This is a genomic window from Rahnella sp. CG8 (genome assembly GCF_023701875.1).
Classification (GTDB): domain Bacteria; phylum Pseudomonadota; class Gammaproteobacteria; order Enterobacterales; family Enterobacteriaceae; genus Rahnella; species Rahnella aceris.
On record NZ_JABAED010000037.1, the window covers coordinates 24422 to 42706 of the forward strand.

Sequence of the window (18285 nt, forward strand, 5' to 3'; positions counted from 1 at the left end):
CCGTTTAATCAGCGGATCAATAAACGACAATCAGCTTTTCTTCAGGCCGCGCTGACGTACCGCTTCGAACAGGCAAACACCGGTGGCTACGGAAACATTCAGGGAAGAGACGCTCCCCGCCATCGGGATGCTGATCAGTTCGTCGCAATGTTCGCGGGTCAGACGGCGCATACCTTCGCCTTCTGCGCCCATCACCAGCGCCATCGGGCCGGTCATTTTACTCTGGAACAGGTCATGATCCGCTTCACCGGCCGTGCCGACGATCCAGACATTATGTTCCTGCAATACGCGCAACGTACGCGCCAGATTGGTCACGTTGATCAACGGCACGTTTTCAGCGGCGCCGCTGGCAACTTTTTTGGCGGTGGCGTTCAGTTTCGCGGAACGGTCGCGCGGAACAATCACCGCGTGAACACCCGCCGCATCCGCGGTACGCAGACAGGCACCCAGGTTATGTGGATCCGTTACGCCATCCAGCACCAGCAGGAACGGACAATCGAGGCTTTCCAGCAACGCAGGCAGGTCATTTTCCTGATACTGGCGGCCTTCGCGCACACGCGCAATAATCCCCTGATGCACAGCACCTTCGGATTTCTCATCCAGCCACTGGCGGCTCGCCACCTGGATCACGATACCGCTGGCTTCCAGCTCGTCGATCAGCGGCTTCAGGCGTTTATCGTCACGGCCTTTCAGGATAAAGACTTCCAGAAAGCGTTGCGGATCGTTGTCGAGTAAGGCTTTAACGGAGTGAATACCGTAGATAATTTCGCTCATGATGCTCTTTAAAATAGACTTGCGGACAGCAAGCTGTCCGCAATTTAGTAAGGTTACAGACGATTCTATCATAGAAGAATCGTCAGAAAGGACTAGCTGTCAGACTGCTTTTTCTTCGCGCGTTTGGCTCTGGTGGCCGCCGCAATTTTTGCAGTTTTGTCAGAAGGCTTTTTGGCTTTCTTCGGTTTACCGTCTTTACCCACAGCACTGACCGCTTTCTCTTTCTTCGGTTTGGCTGGTTTTGCGTCATCTTTGCGGAACGCGCTGTCCGGCTCAAAATTCACGTTTTTCTTAGCGGTACGCCGACGGCCAGCATTAGCTGGCGCGGCAGAACGCATGGTACGTTCGCCACCTTTTTTGGCGCGGTCACGCGCGGTTTTGCCTTCACCCCGTGCTTTGCGGGTGCTGGAAACCAGCGCGAAATCGATTTTACGCTCGTCCATATGCACGGCTTCAACACGAATTTCTACCGTATCGCCCAGGCGATAAACCGCACCGGAGGATTCACCCACCAGACGCTGACCGATGTTATCGTAACGGTAATAATCGTTGTCGAGCGATGACACGTGCACCAGGCCGTCGATGAACAGATCGTTGAGGCGTACGAAGAAGCCGAAGCCGGTGACACTGGCGATAATGCCGGTGAAGACTTCACCCACATGATCCTGCATGAAGTCGCACTTCAGCCAGTCCGCCACGTTGCGGGTGGCTTCGTCCGCGCGGCGTTCTGCCATCGAACAATGCTCGCCGAGCTGCAACATATCTTCGTAATCACTGTGCCAGCCGCCGGTTGGCGTCCAGCGATCTTTCAACGTGCCGTGCTCTTTCGCCAGCAGATACTTGATCGCGCGGTGCAATGCCAGATCCGGATAACGACGGATTGGCGACGTAAAGTGCCCGTAAGAAGGCAATGCCAGACCAAAGTGGCCACGATTTTCCGGATCGTAAATCGCCTGTTTCATTGAACGCAGTAACATAGTTTGCAGCATTTCGCGGTCAGGACGATCGGCCAGTTCATCCATGATCTGAGCATAATCTTTTGGCTCAGGTTTCATGCCGCCGCCCATCACCAGACCCAATTCACCCAGCACGCTTTTCAGCGCGGAGATATGGTCATCGCTTGGACGGTCATGCACGCGGAACAGCGCCGGTTCGTTATGTTTTTCAACAAAACGCGCCGCAGCAATGTTCGCCATGATCATGCACTCTTCGATCAGTTTGTGGGCATCGTTACGTACGGTCGGTTCGACACGCTCGATACGACGCTCAGCATTGAAGATAAATTTCGCTTCTTCGGTTTCGAACGCGATACCGCCACGTTCTGCACGCGCCTGATCCAGCACTTTGTACATGGTGTGCAGTTCAAGCAGATGCTTAACCAGCGGCGAATATTGCTCGCGCAGTTCCGGATCGCCTTCGATGATGCGCCAGACTTTGTTGTATGTCAGACGCGCGTGAGAGCTCATCACGGCTTCGTAGAATTTAGAGCTGGTCAGTTTGCCCTGCGCGGAGATAGTCATCTCACAGACCATACACAGGCGGTCTACCTGTGGGTTCAGCGAACACAGGCCATTAGACAGCACTTCCGGCAGCATCGGCACAACCTGTGACGGGAAATACACCGACGTAGCGCGGCTGCGGGCTTCATCGTCCAGCGCGGTGCCGTGACGGACGTAATAGCTCACGTCGGCGATTGCCACCCACAGGCGCCAGCCACCACCACGTTTTTTCTCACAGTACACGGCGTCATCGAAGTCACGGGCATCTTCACCATCAATGGTGACCAGCGGCAGACTGCGTAAATCCACGCGACCTTTTTTCGCTTCTTCCGGCACCTGTTCGCTCAGGTCTTCGACCTGTTTGAGAACCTGTGGCGGCCAGACATGCGGGATTTCATGGGTGCGCAGGGCGATATCTACCGCCATGCTGGTGCCCATTTTATCGCCGAGGACTTCAACGATTTTACCGACCGCTTTGGTACGGCGGGTCGGACGCTGTGTCAGCTCGACCACCACCATATATCCCATGCGTGCGCCGTTAATGGCATCGGCCGGGATCAGAATATCAAAGCTCAGACGACTGTCGTCGGGTACCACAAAACCGGCACCCGCATCGGTAAAGTAACGGCCCACAATCTGGCTCATTTTAGGCACCAGAACACGCACGATGCGCGCTTCACGGCGGCCTTTACGGTCGGTTCCAACTGGTTGTGCCAGGACCACGTCACCGTGGATGCACATTTTCATTTGTTCAGCAGACAAATACACATCGTCTTTCTTCACGCCTTCCAGGCGCAGGAAACCGTAACCATCACGATGGCCGATAACCGTGCCTTTCAGCAAGTCCAGACGCTCCGGCAGCGCGTAGCACTGGCGGCGGGTAAAGACTAACTGGCCGTCACGCTCCATGGCGCGTAAACGGCGACGCAGGGCTTCCAGCGCTTCTTCTCCGGAAAGATTCAGTTCGTTACCAATTTCTTCCCGGCTGGCTGGGGTTTCACGTTTCGCGAGATGTTCCAGAATAAATTCACGGCTGGGAATAGGTGATTCATATTTTTCTGCTTCTCGTTCCAGGAATGGATCTTGTGACATAGCGGTTCCTCCGTTGTCATCAGCAGTTTGTTGAAAGTCTTTCATTCAACAAGCAATAATTTATAGAGCGTTGAGTTGTCTTTGACCATATCGGCCAGAGTGTACTGATTCAGCTCATCAAGAAAATGTTCTACAGCAGTGTGCAGGACTTGTTTTAGTCGGCATGCAGGCGTGATGTGACAAAAGTCGCTGGCGCAATTGACCAGCGAAAGAGGTTCCAGTTCGCGCACCACGTCGCCAATGCGAATGGTCTCTGCGGGCTTGCCCAGTTTAATACCTCCGTTCTTTCCGCGAACGGCAGTGACCAGACCAGCACGGCTCAACTGATTAATGATTTTCACCATGTGGTTGCGCGATACACCGTAAACCTCGGTGACCTGCGAAATGTTGGTCATCTGATCGTCAGGCAACGAAGCCATATAAATCAACGCTCTCAAACCATAATCAGTAAAACTCGTTAACTGCACACATACCTCTGGGTAGCTATTACCCGGTCTTTCCACACCAGCAATGACAACAGGGTGAAGATGATTGTTTATTATGACACTTTGATGATAAACCAGCCGCGAACTTTGCAGCTAATCATTTAGATAGTGGATGGTTTATGGAAAGTAAACAAGTGAAGGGATTCAGAAAAAAATAAACCGGGCAATTTTGCCCGGTTATGACGTTTTTACACAATCAGCTCTGACTGTTATGCATCAAACGGGTCACGCAGAATCATCGTTTCGCTACGATCCGGGCCAGTAGAGATAATATCAACCGGCACTTCAGTCAGCTCTTCGATACGCTTGATATAGTTAAGCGCTGCCTGCGGCAGGTTTTCGACTTCTTTCACCCCAAAGGTGGTTTCGGTCCAGCCGGGCATGATTTCGTAGATTGGCTCGATACCTTCCCAGCCTTCAGCAGCCAGCGGTGTAGTCGTCATTTCACGGCCATCAGGCATGCGGTAACCGACACACAGCTTCACTTCTTTCAGACCGTCCAGCACATCCAGTTTAGTCAGACAAAAACCAGACAGGGAGTTGATCTGCACAGAGCGGCGAACCGCCACGATGTCCAGCCAGCCACAACGACGGCTACGGCCAGTGGTCGCGCCAAACTCGTTACCTTGCTTGCGCAGGAACTCGCCGGTTTCATCAAACAGTTCAGTCGGGAACGGACCTGCACCCACGCGGGTAGAGTAGGCTTTCACGATGCCGAGCACATAATCAACATAACGTGGACCAATACCTGAACCGGTAGCAACGCCGCCAGCAGTGGTGTTGGAAGAGGTTACGTACGGATAAGTCCCGTGGTCGATGTCCAGAAGCGTACCTTGCGCGCCTTCGAACATGATCAGATCGCCACGCTTACGCGCGCCATCCAGCAGCTCAGAGACGTCAACAACCATTGCGGTCAGGATGTCGGCAATCGCCATCACATCATCCAACGTTTTCTGGAAATCAACGGCTTCTACTTTGTAGTAGTTCACCAGCTGGAAGTTATGGTATTCGATGATTTCTTTCAGCTTGATAGCGAAAGTTTCTTTGTTGAAGAGATCGCCTACGCGCAGACCGCGACGGGCTACTTTATCTTCATAAGCCGGACCGATGCCACGACCGGTGGTGCCGATCGCTTTATCGCCACGCGCTTTTTCGCGCGCCATGTCGAGTGCGACATGATAAGGCAGGATCAGCGGGCAAGCTTCAGACAGTAACAGACGTTCGCGTACAGGGATGCCACGAGCTTCAAGTTCGCCCATTTCTTTCATCAACGCGTCAGGCGCCAGTACAACACCGTTGCCGATGATGCTGGTCACGTTTTCACGCAGAATGCCAGAAGGAATTAAATGAAGAACGGTTTTTTCACCGTTGATAACCAGAGTGTGACCGGCGTTGTGACCGCCCTGATAGCGCACAACATATTTAGCCCGTTCAGTAAGCAGGTCTACGACCTTGCCTTTTCCTTCATCACCCCATTGAGTGCCGAGTACGACGACGTTCTTACCCATCTCAAGAATCACCAGGTTGCTTAAAAAAGGATTCTAACATCTCATTCTGTGCTTTCCAGCACTTTTAGCACACGTTTGCGGGAAAAATTTTAATTGCGTGCTACCGGTCTCAGCGAGACGTGACAAGCCCGGCGTAACAAACCCTCATCCACCCAGACGACTACGCAACATGTAGTAAATTACGAAGCCTGCGACCACAAGACCCCCACCAAAACGGCGTAAAACCGTGTCCGGAAGATTCGCCAGCGAGAGGATCATTTTTCGCCATGTTTTTGGATAAAGCATCGGCCCTAGGCCTTCAAGAACCAAAACTAATGCCAGCGCCAGCCAGATTGTCGCATTCATGATGAATCGTTCTCATTGCACCCCTTCCCTAAAAGAAAGAAGGATTTCAGAAAAGACAAAAGGCCCCTGAAGGGCCTTTTGGAAATTGCAGAAGCAATTATTTATTTTTTTCAGGTGACTTCATAAAGCGGAAGAAATCGCTGTCAGGGCTTAACACCATGACGTCGTTGCCGCTCTTAAAGCTGGCCTCGTAAGCACGCAGGCTACGGATGAATGCGTAGAAGTCAGGATCCTGGCTGAACGCATCAGCAAACAGTTTCGCCGCTTCGGCATCTCCTTCACCGCGGGTGATACGGGCAGTACGCTCTGCTTCAGCAACAGTACGGGTTCTTTCGTAATCCGCAGCAGCCTGAATTTTGGTCGCCTCTTCTTTACCCTGAGAGATGTGACGCAATGCCACCGCATTACGCTCAGCACGCATACGATCGTAAATCGCGCTGGACACTTCTTCCGGCAAGTTGATTTGTTTCAGACGTACATCCACCACTTCGATCCCCAATGCCGCCATGCTGTTCGGGTTCACCGCAGGTTGTTTACCTTTGGTTTCCTGCTCAACACGTTTTGCTGCAGAGGCAATCGCATCATCGGCTTCGGTGGTCGCTTCAGGCTCATCGCCTACGCTACCGGTGTTCAGGGCATCACGCACATCCAGCGTCAGACGGCCACGGGAATCGGTCACGATATCTTTCACATCAAGACGACCAATTTCAGAACGCAGACGGTCACTGAATTTACGTTTCAGCAGAATTTCTGCCTGAGATACATCACCACCGCCTGTTGCCAGGTAGTAGCGGCTGAAATCACTGATACGCCATTTCAGGTAAGAATCGACGATTAAGTCTTTCTTCTCGCTGGTGACGAAGCGGTCAGCCTGGTTATCCATGGTCTGGATACGCGCGTCGAGCATTTTAATGGATTCCACGAATGGAACTTTAAAATGCAGGCCCGGCGCATACACCAGCGGTTTATTATCGCTGTCACGCAGGACTTTACCAAAGCGCAGCACAATACCGCGCTGACCTTCCTGAACAACAAACAGTGAAGCATAAAGCGCCACCAGCACCACAACGACGATAAGTAAAAATGACTTACGCATTGTTATTCTCTCCCTACGCGAAGTGTATCGTCACGCTGTGCATTTGCACGGCGCTGGTCCATGACACTGCCAGACGAACGGGAACTGCTGTTATCGGCACTGCTTTTACTGTTACTGCTGGTTAAACCTGGAACGGAAGGCAACAAACCTGTTTCATCATTTTTGCTGGTGTCGTTGGCTGCTGCGTTATTTCCACGCAGCATTTGATCCAGCGGCAAGACCATCAGGTTATTCCCTTTATCACTCACCAGCACTTTACGGGTGTGGCTGAGGACTTTTTCCATGGTTTCGATATACAGACGCTCGCGGGTAATTTCCGGCGCGGCTTTATATTCAGGTAACAGTTTGGAGAAACGGGCCACTTCACCCTGCGCTTCCAGAACCGTACGATCTTTATAGGCTTTAGCATCTTCCAGTAAGCGCTGTGCTTCACCGTTTGCCAGAGGCTGAATCTGGTTCGCGTAAGCTTCTGCTTCACGAATAGACTGTTGTTCTCTTTCACGGGCGGCGATCGCGTTATCGAAGGAAGCTTTCACTTCTTCCGGCGGACGCGCGGTCTGGAAGTTGACGTCCTGAATGGTAATACCCATTTTGTACGGACGAATAGTTTCTTCCAGTACACGCTGGGTATCGCTACGCACGGTAGTACGGCCTTCCGTCAGGATTTTATCCATCGTGTATTTGCCGATAACGCCACGTAATGCGCTGTCAGTCGCCTGGCTCAGGCTGTCGTCAGGGTTGGCGACGCTGAACAGATAAGCTTCAGGATCCGTCACGCGATACTGCACGTTCATTTCAACGCGCACAACGTTCTCATCAGACGTCAGCATTACACCAGACGCAGCAAGTTCACGTACCGATTCTACGTTTACTGCACGAACTTGATCGATGAAGGTCGGTTTCCAGTTCAGGCCAGGCTCAACCAGATGGCTGAACTTACCAAAACGGGTCACAACGCCACGCTCGGCTTCTTTAATGGTATAGAAACCCGTTGCTGCCCAGATCACCACCACCGCTGCGACCGCGATGCCAACAATCCGGCCACCACTCATCCCATGACCGGAACCCGTTGGTGCGCCATTGTTGCTGTTATTGTTGTTGCCTGAACCTTTTCCACCGAAGCCCCCCAGCTTTTTGCTGAGCTTACGGAAGATATCATCCAGATCAGGTGGCCCCTGATTGCGGCCGCCTTTGTTGTCGTTATTTCCACCAGAATTTCCACCAGAGTTGCCGCTATTATTATTGCTGCTGCCCCAGGGGTCGCGGTCCTGTCCGTTATTACCGGGCTGATTCCACGCCATGTTATAGCTCCATTATTCTATGATTGGTGTTCTTCAGGCCAAATCAGACAGACTCTGGTTGCGGACATAGCTTTCCAGTTCCTGCTCTTGTTTGCAGAGGCGACGCCAGTCAACGATGGGCATTCGCACCATCAGACCAATACTGCCATCCTCTTCAATCCATTCTTTTTCAATGGCCTGAAGCTGGTAAAAACGGCTACGAAGTCGGCCTGCTTCCGGCGGTAAGCACAATTCATGCTGCGCAATCTCGCCAGAGAGTCGCTCCGTTAATGCCTGGAAAAGCAACGGAATACCTTCACCTGTCACGGCTGAGAGCCAGACCCTGACCGGCAAATTCTCCTCGTTGCGGTCGATACGCGGAACAAAGTCATCCAGCATATCTATTTTGTTCATCACTAACAGCGCAGGAATTTCATCTGCTTCGATCTCTGCCAGCACCGTATTCACCGCGTCAATATTTTCCTGAACACGGATGTCCGCTGCATCAATCACATGGAGTAACAGAGATGCCTGTCGGGTTTCCTGCAACGTTGCTTTAAAAGCCGCAACCAAATCATGGGGCAGGTGACGAATAAACCCTACGGTGTCCGCCAAAACCGTCTCCCCGACATCTGCCACTATAATACGGCGCAGCGTAGGATCCAGCGTAGCAAACAACTGATTGGCCACGTAGACATCGGCCTGAGTAATACGGTTAAAGAGTGTGGATTTCCCGGCGTTGGTATACCCAACCAAAGACACCGTCGGAATATCCGCACGAACGCGTGAACGACGCCCCTGTTCACGCTGCTTAGCCACTTTTTCAAGACGGCTGAGGATCAAAGTGATTCTGTCCCGCAACAAACGGCGGTCAGTTTCGAGCTGGGTTTCACCTGGGCCACGCGCGCCAATGCCGCCGCCCTGCCGCTCAAGGTGCGTCCAGCCGCGAACCAGTCGGGTAGCAATGTGGCGTAATTGCGCCAGTTCTACTTGTAACTTACCTTCATGTGTTCGGGCCCGCTGGGCAAAAATATCTAATATCAATCCGGTGCGGTCGACAACTCGACATTCGCATAAGGCTTCCAGGTTTCTTTCCTGGCCGGGAGACAAGGCGTGATCAAACAGGATGACAGAGGCGCCCGTTGCTTTGACGGCATCTGCGATTTCTTGGGCCTTTCCTTCACCGACAAAGTATTTTGGGTGCGGTGCCTTGCGGCTCCCGGTGACGACTTGCAACGCCTCTACACCTGCAGAAGATACCAGCGATTCAAATTCGCTCAGGTCTTCCGTGTCTTTGTCCTGCGAGAAATAGATATGAACCAGTACGGCCTGCTCACCGGCTTCATAACGGTCAAACAAGCTTGCGACCTCTCATTTGGGAAAAATTCGCCAGCCGGGGGTGCATAAGCATAATCGGAATACTTATGAACCCCTTCGTGGTTGACCAACGTTGCGCTTTATTCAGCGTCATCGTTTTCCTGCTGCGGCTGTTGCGCAGACGGAGTGCTACCTTGGTGATAATTGTTGGTGCTGCCCGAACCTGGATTATTGCTATGGTGTGACACCGGGCGGGAAGGCACTACGGTGGAGATAGCGTGTTTATACACCATCTGGCTAACCGTATTTTTTAACAGAATGACAAACTGGTCAAAAGACTCAATCTGGCCTTGCAGCTTAATACCATTCACCAAGTAAATAGAAACCGGAACACGTTCACGACGCAATGCGTTCAGGAACGGATCTTGCAAAGATTGCCCCTTAGCCATTCTATCTTTTCCTTATTAGTTTGTTGTTTGTAACTTTGAGCCTATCGGCTCGAAAATAAATCACATAAAAAATTTGCGCGCTGAGTACTGATCAATTGTACACAATCACCCAACCTATGCACTAACAACCTGAATTACACGGTTTAAGGCCTCTTCTGGCTTCTCAGAATCGAGCCATTCGACACTCTCCCAACCTCGCAACCAGGTCATCTGACGTTTGGCCAGCTGTCGTGTCGCGCAAACACCACGATAAACCATTTCATCGTAATCGAATTCACCAGACAAATATGACCACATCTGGCGATAACCCACACAACGAATGGAAGGCAAATCTGTATGCAAATCGCCCCGGGCTATCAGCGTTCTGACTTCGTCTTCAAAACCATTGGACAACATCTGACTAAAACGTTCCTCGATCCGCGCATGTAATAATTCCCGGCGGGTCGGCGCAATCGCAAACTGATGTACGCGATAGGGTAATGTTTCACCCGAAATTTTAGTCAGTTCCGTTAAAGTTTTACCCGAAATAAAAAAAACTTCCAGTGCTCTGGACAGTCTCTGCGGATCATTCGGATGAATTCGCATAGCCGCAACGGGATCTATTTTGCGCAACTGGTCATGTAACGCCTCCCAACCCTGTTCTGCAGCCTGCTTTTCGATACGCTCGCGCACGACAGGATCAGCAGGTGGCAAAGGGGAAAGACCTTCAAGCAATGCCTTGAAATAAAGCATAGTCCCACCTACCAATAACGGGATCTTATTGCGCGAGGTTATTTCTGCCATTTCGCGTAATGCGTCTCGACGAAAGTCAGCCGCCGAATAAGCCACCGTCGGGTCAAGAATATTAATCAACCGGTGCGGTGCTTCAGCCAGCTCTTCTGCCGTGGGTTTCGCCGTGCCAATATCCATCCCGCGATAAATCAGGGCGGAATCGACACTGATAAGCTCGACAGGCAGGTGTTTCAGCAGCGACATCGCCAATGCTGTTTTACCGGAGGCAGTCGGCCCCATAATAAAGATTGCCGGGGGAAGTGCGTTGTTTTCAGAATCAGTCATGCTTAAAAGCCGCCAGCGCGGACTGTAAATCAAGAGGTTGCAGAAGGCCGGACGGGGGCGATTTCACCAATTGCGGGCAAAGACGCTCAACATCCGTGAGTAATTGTATGGCTTGCGAAATCGTCCAGACCTCATGCTCGCAGCCGCAGTGGCGGGCAAACCACATAGCTACCGCATCAGAAGTCACCTCCTGCTGAACAGCAAGGTAACCTAACAGATCAGGTATCAACTTTTGTAAATTTTGTTGGCGTAATGGTAAAGGTACCGCGCGAACCGTCACACGCTGTGACTCACTGAGCATTTCTAAACCAAAATGCTGTAATAACGCCTGATGGCGCGCCAGCACGGCGGTCTCTTCTTTCTGCATTGTCAGCTTCAGCGGAATTAATAACGGCTGCGGCCGCAATCCTTCTTCGGGTGGTGTCAGCTGCGCCCATTTCAGCCAGCGATCGGCCACCGGTAACGCCAGCAACACCAGTTGTTTGCCGCGCTCAAGTAACGCATATTCCGCGGAACATACCGTCAGCACGCGCCCGAAACTCTGGCTGTGCGATTCCAGCGCCGGTTCCGTCAGTGTACGGGCCACTGAAACGGCGGGCTTAGCGGGCTGTGCCACAGCAGGTGCCGGTTCCTGTAAGGAAAACGACTCCGGCGCGGGCTGCAGCAAACGTCCGTAAGCTTTGCTTTCTGAAGGATTGTAAGCAGGTTCCGTGCTGCGATAAGCAGATTCACGTGGCTGGCTGGCGCGGGCAGTTTCAGGAAACACATTTTCGCGCGGGGAATTGTTTTCCCGCGATGCCGGCACTTTGCGTTCTGCCGGCTGCGAGAAATGATTGCCACCCGCCGCCTGACGATTTTCCTGCTGCCATCGCGGCGTATCTTCCTGAAGCTGTGGCTCGTCAAGAACGGGTGCCCCGGCCTGCTGCAATACGGACATCACCGCCTGATAAATAAAATCATGTACCAGCCGCGACTGATGGAAACGCACCTCGTGTTTTGCCGGATGCACATTCACATCCACCTGATGCGGATCGACATCCAGATAAAGCACATACGCGGGCTGCTGATCATCTTTGAGCTGATCCTGATACGCCTGACGGATCGCGTGATTAATCAGGCGATCTTTCATCATGCGGTTGTTCACATAGCAATACTGCATATCTGTCAGACTGCGCGAACCCGCCGGATCGGCGACCCAGCCACGGATCGCCAGATCACCGTGGCTCCATTCCACTTCCAGTGCGTGCTCGACAAACGCCGGGCTACAAATACTGGCCAGACGGCGGGAGAACTGTGAACGGTCTTTCACCGCGCGATACTGACGGATGAGTTTGCCGTTGTGGCTGAGATTGACGGACACGTCAAAGCGCGCCAGCGCAATTCGCCGGACAACTTCATCGATATGGGTGAATTCGGTTTTCTCAGTGCGCATGAATTTACGGCGGGCGGGCGTATTGTAAAACAGATCCAGCACTTCAACCGTCGAGCCTTGCGGATGCGCCGCCGGTTTGATCGTCACCGCCATATCCCGTCCTTCGGCATAGGCCTGCCAGGCTTCATTCTGCTCTGCGGTGCGCGATGTCAAAATCAGGCGCGATACCGAGCTGATACTGGCCAGCGCTTCGCCACGAAATCCGAGGCTCAGGATCGCTTCCAGATCATCAAGACAGGTGATTTTACTGGTGGCATGACGTGCCAGCGCCAGCGCCAGATCGTCTTTGCCAATCCCGCAGCCGTTGTCGCGAATGCGGATAAGCTTGGCGCCACCGCGATCGATATCAATATCAATACGCGTCGCGCCCGCATCAAGGCTGTTTTCCACCAGTTCCTTCACCACGGAAGCCGGTCTTTCGACAACTTCGCCCGCTGCTATCTGGTTAGCAAGTTGCGGCGGCAGTACCTTGATCGGCATAGCGGCTCCTGTGGCAGACGGTTATTCCCGCCTATGACTGTGGAATAGTTAAGGTTTGGCCGAGCTGTACCTCGCCAGACTTCATATGATTTGCGGTTCTGATGTCGTTCATGCTGACACCATATTTACTGGCGATCGCCGACAGCGTATCGCCGCGTTTCACTTTATGTTTCGCGGGTTTCTTCGCCGTTTTTGCTGTCGAATCCGGTGCTGCGGCTATTGAAGATGTGCGGGTTCCCGCAGGGACTTTCAATCGCTGGCCGACCCAGACGCCGTCTTTTTTCAACTTATTGAGGTCGCGCAGTGCCGCATTTGTCGTGCCATAGCTGTTCGCGATCCCGGTCAGGGTTTCACCCCGTGTCACTTTATGGATCTGCGTGGCACCGGCTGCCCCGGCAGTCACTTCAATCGGACCCGGTTGACTCACGGCAGAGCGGGTTGTCGCACTACTGTCTGCCGCCGCTGCTGCTGATGAGGCCAGCAGCGGACGGTTTTCGACCTTTGGGCCGTTTTGTATCGGATGCGACTGGAAATAATTACGCAGGCCGATGTGGATAGCCCTCGCAATTTTATCCTGGTACGCGCTGCTGCCCAGCAGCCGCTCCTCAGTTGAATTACTGATAAAGCCGGTTTCCACCAGCAGTGAAGGAATATCCGGCGAACGCAACACGCCTAAACTGGCGTGCTCAGGCTTCGCTTTATGCAAAGAGCCAACGGATCGCAGTTCGCGCAGAACACGGGTCGCGACGTCATAACCCACACGTTGTGAATGACCGAACTGTAAATCCAGCACTGCCTGACTGAGATACGGGTCTGAAGCGGTATTCGCCAGCACATCCCCGGCGCCGCCGAGCAGTTCTGATTGTTTCTCGTGCTGCTCCAGCCAGTTACCCATTTCGCTGTTAGCACGACGGTTCGACAGCACCCAGACTGATGCACCACGTGCGCTGCGGCTTGGCGCGGCATCTGCGTGAATGGAAACCAGCACATTAGCGTTTTTCTTACGCGCCACATCGGAACGTCCCATGACGGAAATAAAGTAATCACCGTCGCGGGTCAAGACCGGCTGGAACATCGGGTCGGCATTCAGAATCGCCTGTAATTTACGGGCGATAGAGATGGTGACATTTTTTTCTTTCAGCCCGCCCGCGCCAATTGCGCCCGGATCCTGCCCGCCATGACCGGCGTCAATCGCGACAATTATCCTGCTGTCACTGGTCGACACGGTAGAAGAGCGTGAGTTATCCGGCGCCACCGTAGTAGCTACGACTTTAGTCTGATCATTGGTAAACGGGTTTGATTTTTCGGAAGGCGTAATCATTTTGCCCGCATTTGGCGATGGCGTGTTGGTCGCCACGGCAACCGGTGCACGCTGACGTGCCGGAGCAGAGGCGTTCATGGTCAGCACCACGGTATACTGGCTGCCGTCTTTTTGTTTGGTGGCGTTGGTTCTGACTTTCTGATTCAGTTCAAATACCAGACGCTGACTCTGCGCATTGGGCGGCGTACTGGCACGCACACGCGTCACCAGATTCTGACCGTTGAAATTCAACGGCAAGCCTTTCATCACGCCGTCCTGACGGATATCCATCACTACGCGTTCAGGGTTGTGCAGAGGGAAAAAAGAGTAATCCGGTGAGCCATCAAATGTAATCGTAACGGTAGATTGCGTGGCACCGTTGGAAACATTGATGTTTTTCATGCCTGCTGCAAGAACCGGTGAGGCGAGCACAGCAAACAATATCAGCGTCGATAACAACATCGCGGCTGAAATATAAAGAGAGGTAAAACGTGAGTTCATCGCGTGATCATCCTTGCTGTTGAACACGATGCAGCAATTTTATGCCAGATTCAGAAACCGCCACCAGCTTCGCGGTGCGACCGGTCAGGGAATAATCCAGCGTCAGTTCAATATCCGGTTCTGGCAACACACCTGCCCCCTGCTGTGGCCATTCCACCAGACAAATAGCGTCCTGTGCGAAATAATCGCGGATCCCCATAAACTCCAGTTCTTCCGGATCAGCAAGGCGATATAAATCAAAATGATACACGGCAATCTTTTCCAGCTGATAAGGCTCAACCAGCGTGTAGGTCGGGCTTTTCACATTGCCCTGATGCCCTAATGCCTGAAGAAATCCCCGGCTAAAGGTTGTTTTACCGGCTCCCAGATCGCCATAAAGATGGATAACCGTTGAACCTTCACAGGCTTTCGCCAGGGAAGCACCTAGTTGCAACGTTGCCGCTTCGTCGGGTAAAGAGATATTAAGTTGATTCATTCAGTGATATCTATTTCTTCAGGTCTGGATTAACTAACGGGGCAATCACCGCTAAAAGATCAGTTGCCAGCATACCGCGCGTTCCCTGCCGGTGGGCAATTTCGTCTGCGGCAGCACCATGCACTACTGAGCCCGCGCAGGCCGCATCATAACTATTTAGTTTCTGAGCCAGCAGGCCGCCGATAATACCAGAAAGTACGTCGCCCATGCCGCCGGATGCCATACCGGCATTGCCGACATCCGCGACCGCCATCTCGCCACGCTCACTGGCAATCAGAGTGCCGGCACCTTTGAGCACCACCACGCCGCCATATCGCTCCGTGAGTTTCTTCGCTGAAAGTAAGCGGTCACTTTCAATTTCGTTCACGCTGCAACCTAGCAAACGTGCCGCTTCGCCCGGATGGGGCGTCAGCACACGATTTTGCCGTTTCCGCGGATTGATTGCCAGCAGGTTAAGCGCATCAGCGTCCCATAAGGCCGGTTTATCCCAATTTTCTGCGCGTTCTACCGCCTGTTTGCCCCATTCTTTCTGACCCAGACCGGGGCCGATAACTAACACATCCGCCCATTCAAGCCCTTCATCGAGCGACTCTGCGGTGAGTTCTTCCACCATCAGCTCAGGTCTCGCGGTCAGTAACGGTCCGGTATTTTCTTTGTGAGTGAGTACTCGCACCAGTCCGGCCCCGCTTCGCAACGCGGCTTCCGAAGCCATGCGGATCGCCCCCGCAAAACCGGTATCGCCGCCCACTACCAGCAAACGCCCGTGTTCGCCCTTGTGAGAACAAGGGCGACGCGGGTGCAGCCATGCGCCTAATTGTGACGCATCCAACCGTTGTAAGGGAGCAAGATGCCCGCCCAGCCAGCTTTCCAGCCCCAGCGCATCGCAGTGTAATTTGCCGGTGTAGTCGCGCGCCTGCCCGGTCAGTAAACCGGGTTTCAGGGCGATGAAACTGATCGTATGCGTGGCGTGAACCGCCTTCCCCGCAGTCTGACCTGTTTGCGCATCAAGACCGGAAGGGATATCTAAAGAGATGACAGGCAAAGACGCCGAGTTAATGGCTTCAATCAGCCCGTCATAAGGTGCTCGCGGCGCGGAAGATAAACCGGTGCCAAGCAAACCATCGATAATCAGATCAGCGTCCTGCGGCCATGCAAAGTCCGCAGGGTTAACCGTGCCGCCGCTTTTCAGCCAATCCTGCCGCGCTGTTTCTGCCTCTTCTGGCAGCGGCTTGCTGCCTGCCACGGCCAGCAGCGTCACGCTTATGCCTGCAGTTTTCGCCAGACGCGCAACTTCAAAACCGTCGCCACCGTTATTACCGTGGCCACACAAAATCAGCCAGTGGCGGGTTTGCGGAAACTCACGCTGCGCCAGTAAAAAAGCGGCTTTTGCCGCACGTTGCATCAGTGTAAACAGAGAAATCCCCGTTTCCTGCGCCGCCTGGCGTTCAGCCTGTCGCAGCCAGTCAGCAGAAAACACAGAATGTGGTAAACTCGCCTCGTTTCGTTTTTCACGTTGGTTCGTCATGACACTCCCTCTCGATCTCGTTCAACTGGCTCAACATATCAAGCAATGGGGCCAATCGCTAGGCTTCCAGCAGGTTGGCATCTGCGATACAGACTTATCTGCCGAAGAGCCTAAACTGCAAGACTGGCTTGATAAACAATATCATGGCGAGATGGAATGGATGGCGCGCCACGGCATGTTACGCGCACGGCCGCATGAACTTCTGCCCGGCACATTGCGGGTGATCAGCGTGCGCATGAATTATTTACCCGCCAAAGCAGCCTTTGCCAAAATCCTGAATAATCCTCAACTCGGCTACGTCAGCCGCTATGCCCTTGGACGTGACTATCACAAAGTCTTGCGCCAGCGCCTGAAAAAACTTGGCGATATGATTCAGGCGCATTGTACTGAACACGCTGATCAGACCGTCACCTTTCGCCCTTTTGTCGATTCCGCCCCCGTGATGGAACGCCCGCTGGCGGCGAAAGCCGGTCTTGGCTGGGTTGGTAAACACTCACTCATTCTTAACCGTGAATCCGGTTCATGGTTCTTTCTTGGCGAACTACTGATTGATTTGCCCCTGCCTGTCGATCAGCCGCAGGAAGAGAAATGCGGAAAGTGCGTGGCCTGCATCACCACTTGCCCGACCGGTGCCATTGTTGCGCCTTATACCGTCGATGCCCGCCGCTGTATTTCCTATCTGACCATTGAGCTGGAAGGCGCAATACCGGAAGAATTCCGCGCGCTGATGGGTAACCGTATCTACGGCTGCGATGATTGCCAGCTGATTTGCCCCTGGAATCGCTATTCGCAACTGACGGATGAAGAAGATTTCAGCCCGCGCGCCGCGCTGCATGCACCAGAGCTGATTGAATTGTTTAGCTGGGCGGAAGAAAAATTTTTGCGTATCACGGAAGGTTCGCCGATCCGGCGTATCGGACATCTGCGCTGGCTGCGCAATATTGCAGTGGCGCTGGGCAATGCGCCCTATTCGGAAGACGTGCTTAATGCCTTACAGTCGCGGGAAGGGGAAAATGCGTTGCTGGATGAACATATCAATTGGGCAATCGCACAGCAGACAGAAAGAAGGAATGAACATCGGATAGAAGTGCAAACTTCACAGCAAAAACGCCTGATCCGCGCAGTGGAAAAGGGTTTGCCAAGGGATGCATAACCATTCCCCAAAGCAATGCATGAGAAAAGCGATATTTTCTGTGCATAAAAATAAAAATGCTTTGCCAATCAAGTGCAAAAAAAAGAGCAAGTGATCGTCATAACGTTTCTTTATAAATTTATATTGATTTAAATCAACAAGTTATATTTTGGCAATATGGCGGGCGCAAAAAACAGACAGTGTAAAAAAACAACTAAACCTGTGGATAAGTCTGTTTAAAACATTACTACAAATCGTGTAATGATCACGTCATTTATGCACAGAAAATGCAGGAAGAAAGCGTTAAGAAATGATTTTGAACTGAAGAAGAAAACTGGAGCGGGAAACGAGACTCGAACTCGCGACCCCGACCTTGGCAAGGTCGTGCTCTACCAACTGAGCTATTCCCGCGTCGCATGGCACTGCTTTTTACGGCTTAAATCTTTGAATCTACGTAACTTAAAAATTTGGAGCGGGAAACGAGACTCGAACTCGCGACCCCGACCTTGGCAAGGTCGTGCTCTACCAACTGAGCTATT

15 protein-coding genes and 1 tRNA gene are annotated in these 18285 nt (G+C 52.7%); 1 reads left to right on the forward strand and 15 read right to left on the reverse strand.

The genetic code is table 11. The features are described from left to right. Positions 1 to 30: 30 nt before the first annotated feature. The 14 genes from rlmB to nnr all read right to left on the reverse strand — a co-directional run bounded on the left by rlmB (position 31) and on the right by nnr (position 16614). A complete protein-coding gene (gene rlmB, locus HGO41_RS23100) occupies positions 31 to 774 on the reverse strand; it encodes a 23S rRNA (guanosine(2251)-2'-O)-methyltransferase RlmB (protein WP_014411562.1) in 744 nt (247 codons plus the stop codon). Between the two features lie 92 nt (positions 775 to 866). After that, positions 867 to 3365, reverse strand: a complete 2499-nt coding sequence (gene rnr / locus HGO41_RS23105) for a ribonuclease R (RefSeq protein ID WP_013573770.1) — start codon at positions 3363 to 3365, stop codon at positions 867 to 869. Positions 3366 to 3406: 41 nt separating this feature from the next. After that, a complete protein-coding gene (nsrR, locus tag HGO41_RS23110) occupies positions 3407 to 3832 on the reverse strand; it encodes a nitric oxide-sensing transcriptional repressor NsrR (protein ID WP_013573769.1) in 426 nt (141 codons plus the stop codon). A gap of 227 nt (positions 3833 to 4059) precedes the next feature. Next, entirely contained in the window at positions 4060 to 5358 is a 1299-nt protein-coding gene (locus HGO41_RS23115) for an adenylosuccinate synthase (RefSeq protein WP_013573768.1), read from the reverse strand. A gap of 144 nt (positions 5359 to 5502) precedes the next feature. Next, complete coding sequence (locus HGO41_RS23120; RefSeq protein ID WP_013573767.1) at positions 5503 to 5703, reverse strand: DUF2065 domain-containing protein; 201 nt, start codon at positions 5701 to 5703, stop codon at positions 5503 to 5505. Positions 5704 to 5800: 97 nt separating this feature from the next. Next, the gene (gene hflC / locus HGO41_RS23125) at positions 5801 to 6799 is read right to left on the reverse strand and encodes a protease modulator HflC (protein WP_013573766.1); all 999 of its coding nucleotides are present in this window, start codon (positions 6797 to 6799) and stop codon (positions 5801 to 5803) included. 2 nt (positions 6800 to 6801) lie between these two features. Then, a complete protein-coding gene (hflK, locus tag HGO41_RS23130) occupies positions 6802 to 8100 on the reverse strand; it encodes an FtsH protease activity modulator HflK (RefSeq protein ID WP_013573765.1) in 1299 nt (432 codons plus the stop codon). A gap of 33 nt (positions 8101 to 8133) precedes the next feature. Then, positions 8134 to 9438, reverse strand: a complete 1305-nt coding sequence (gene hflX, locus HGO41_RS23135) for a ribosome rescue GTPase HflX (RefSeq protein ID WP_013573764.1) — start codon at positions 9436 to 9438, stop codon at positions 8134 to 8136. A gap of 98 nt (positions 9439 to 9536) precedes the next feature. After that, complete coding sequence (hfq, locus tag HGO41_RS23140; RefSeq protein ID WP_013573763.1) at positions 9537 to 9845, reverse strand: RNA chaperone Hfq; 309 nt, start codon at positions 9843 to 9845, stop codon at positions 9537 to 9539. 114 nt (positions 9846 to 9959) lie between these two features. After that, positions 9960 to 10901 carry a tRNA (adenosine(37)-N6)-dimethylallyltransferase MiaA gene (gene miaA, locus HGO41_RS23145; RefSeq protein ID WP_013573762.1) on the reverse strand — a complete coding sequence of 314 codons (942 nt, stop codon included), beginning with the start codon at positions 10899 to 10901 and terminating at the stop codon, positions 9960 to 9962. Next, positions 10894 to 12813, reverse strand: a complete 1920-nt coding sequence (gene mutL / locus HGO41_RS23150; RefSeq protein WP_131638412.1) for a DNA mismatch repair endonuclease MutL — start codon at positions 12811 to 12813, stop codon at positions 10894 to 10896. Before mutL ends, miaA begins: the two co-directional genes overlap by 8 nt. Before the next feature lie 31 nt (positions 12814 to 12844). Next, on the reverse strand, positions 12845 to 14614 hold the full coding sequence (gene amiB / locus HGO41_RS23155) for an N-acetylmuramoyl-L-alanine amidase AmiB (RefSeq protein ID WP_241916757.1): 1770 nt from the start codon (positions 14612 to 14614) through the stop codon (positions 12845 to 12847). Between the two features lie 7 nt (positions 14615 to 14621). Beyond that, complete coding sequence (gene tsaE / locus HGO41_RS23160) at positions 14622 to 15089, reverse strand: tRNA (adenosine(37)-N6)-threonylcarbamoyltransferase complex ATPase subunit type 1 TsaE (protein WP_013573759.1); 468 nt, start codon at positions 15087 to 15089, stop codon at positions 14622 to 14624. Positions 15090 to 15099: 10 nt separating this feature from the next. Then, positions 15100 to 16614 (reverse strand): bifunctional ADP-dependent NAD(P)H-hydrate dehydratase/NAD(P)H-hydrate epimerase, encoded by a 1515-nt coding sequence (gene nnr / locus HGO41_RS23165; protein ID WP_112198119.1) that lies wholly within the window; start codon positions 16612 to 16614, stop codon positions 15100 to 15102. Between nnr and queG the strand changes: the two genes are divergently transcribed. Continuing rightward, a complete protein-coding gene (gene queG / locus HGO41_RS23170; RefSeq protein ID WP_014411559.1) occupies positions 16613 to 17767 on the forward strand; it encodes a tRNA epoxyqueuosine(34) reductase QueG in 1155 nt (384 codons plus the stop codon). The genes nnr and queG overlap by 2 nt on opposite strands. A 314-nt stretch (positions 17768 to 18081) precedes the next feature. Here queG and HGO41_RS23175 read toward each other — a convergent pair. Next, a tRNA-Gly gene (locus HGO41_RS23175) sits at positions 18082 to 18157 on the reverse strand. Positions 18158 to 18285 lie beyond the last annotated feature (128 nt).

Excerpts from the sequence above, each read along its gene's own strand:
- rlmB (WP_014411562.1), bottom strand. The coding sequence starts at position 774 with ATGAGCGAAATTATCTACGGTATTCACTCCGTTAAAGCCTTACTCGAC.
- rnr (WP_013573770.1), bottom strand. The coding sequence starts at position 3,365 with ATGTCACAAGATCCATTCCTGGAACGAGAAGCAGAAAAATATGAATCA.
- HGO41_RS23115 (WP_013573768.1), bottom strand. The coding sequence starts at position 5,358 with ATGGGTAAGAACGTCGTCGTACTCGGCACTCAATGGGGTGATGAAGGA.
- HGO41_RS23120 (WP_013573767.1), bottom strand. The coding sequence starts at position 5,703 with ATGAATGCGACAATCTGGCTGGCGCTGGCATTAGTTTTGGTTCTTGAA.
- hflC (WP_013573766.1), bottom strand. The coding sequence starts at position 6,799 with ATGCGTAAGTCATTTTTACTTATCGTCGTTGTGGTGCTGGTGGCGCTT.
- hflK (WP_013573765.1), bottom strand. The coding sequence starts at position 8,100 with ATGGCGTGGAATCAGCCCGGTAATAACGGACAGGACCGCGACCCCTGG.
- hfq (WP_013573763.1), bottom strand. The coding sequence starts at position 9,845 with ATGGCTAAGGGGCAATCTTTGCAAGATCCGTTCCTGAACGCATTGCGT.
- miaA (WP_013573762.1), bottom strand. The coding sequence starts at position 10,901 with ATGACTGATTCTGAAAACAACGCACTTCCCCCGGCAATCTTTATTATG.
- mutL (WP_131638412.1), bottom strand. The coding sequence starts at position 12,813 with ATGCCGATCAAGGTACTGCCGCCGCAACTTGCTAACCAGATAGCAGCG.
- amiB (WP_241916757.1), bottom strand. The coding sequence starts at position 14,614 with ATGAACTCACGTTTTACCTCTCTTTATATTTCAGCCGCGATGTTGTTA.
- tsaE (WP_013573759.1), bottom strand. The coding sequence starts at position 15,089 with ATGAATCAACTTAATATCTCTTTACCCGACGAAGCGGCAACGTTGCAA.
- queG (WP_014411559.1), top strand. The coding sequence starts at position 16,613 with ATGACACTCCCTCTCGATCTCGTTCAACTGGCTCAACATATCAAGCAA.
- nnr (WP_112198119.1), bottom strand. The coding sequence starts at position 16,614 with ATGACGAACCAACGTGAAAAACGAAACGAGGCGAGTTTACCACATTCT.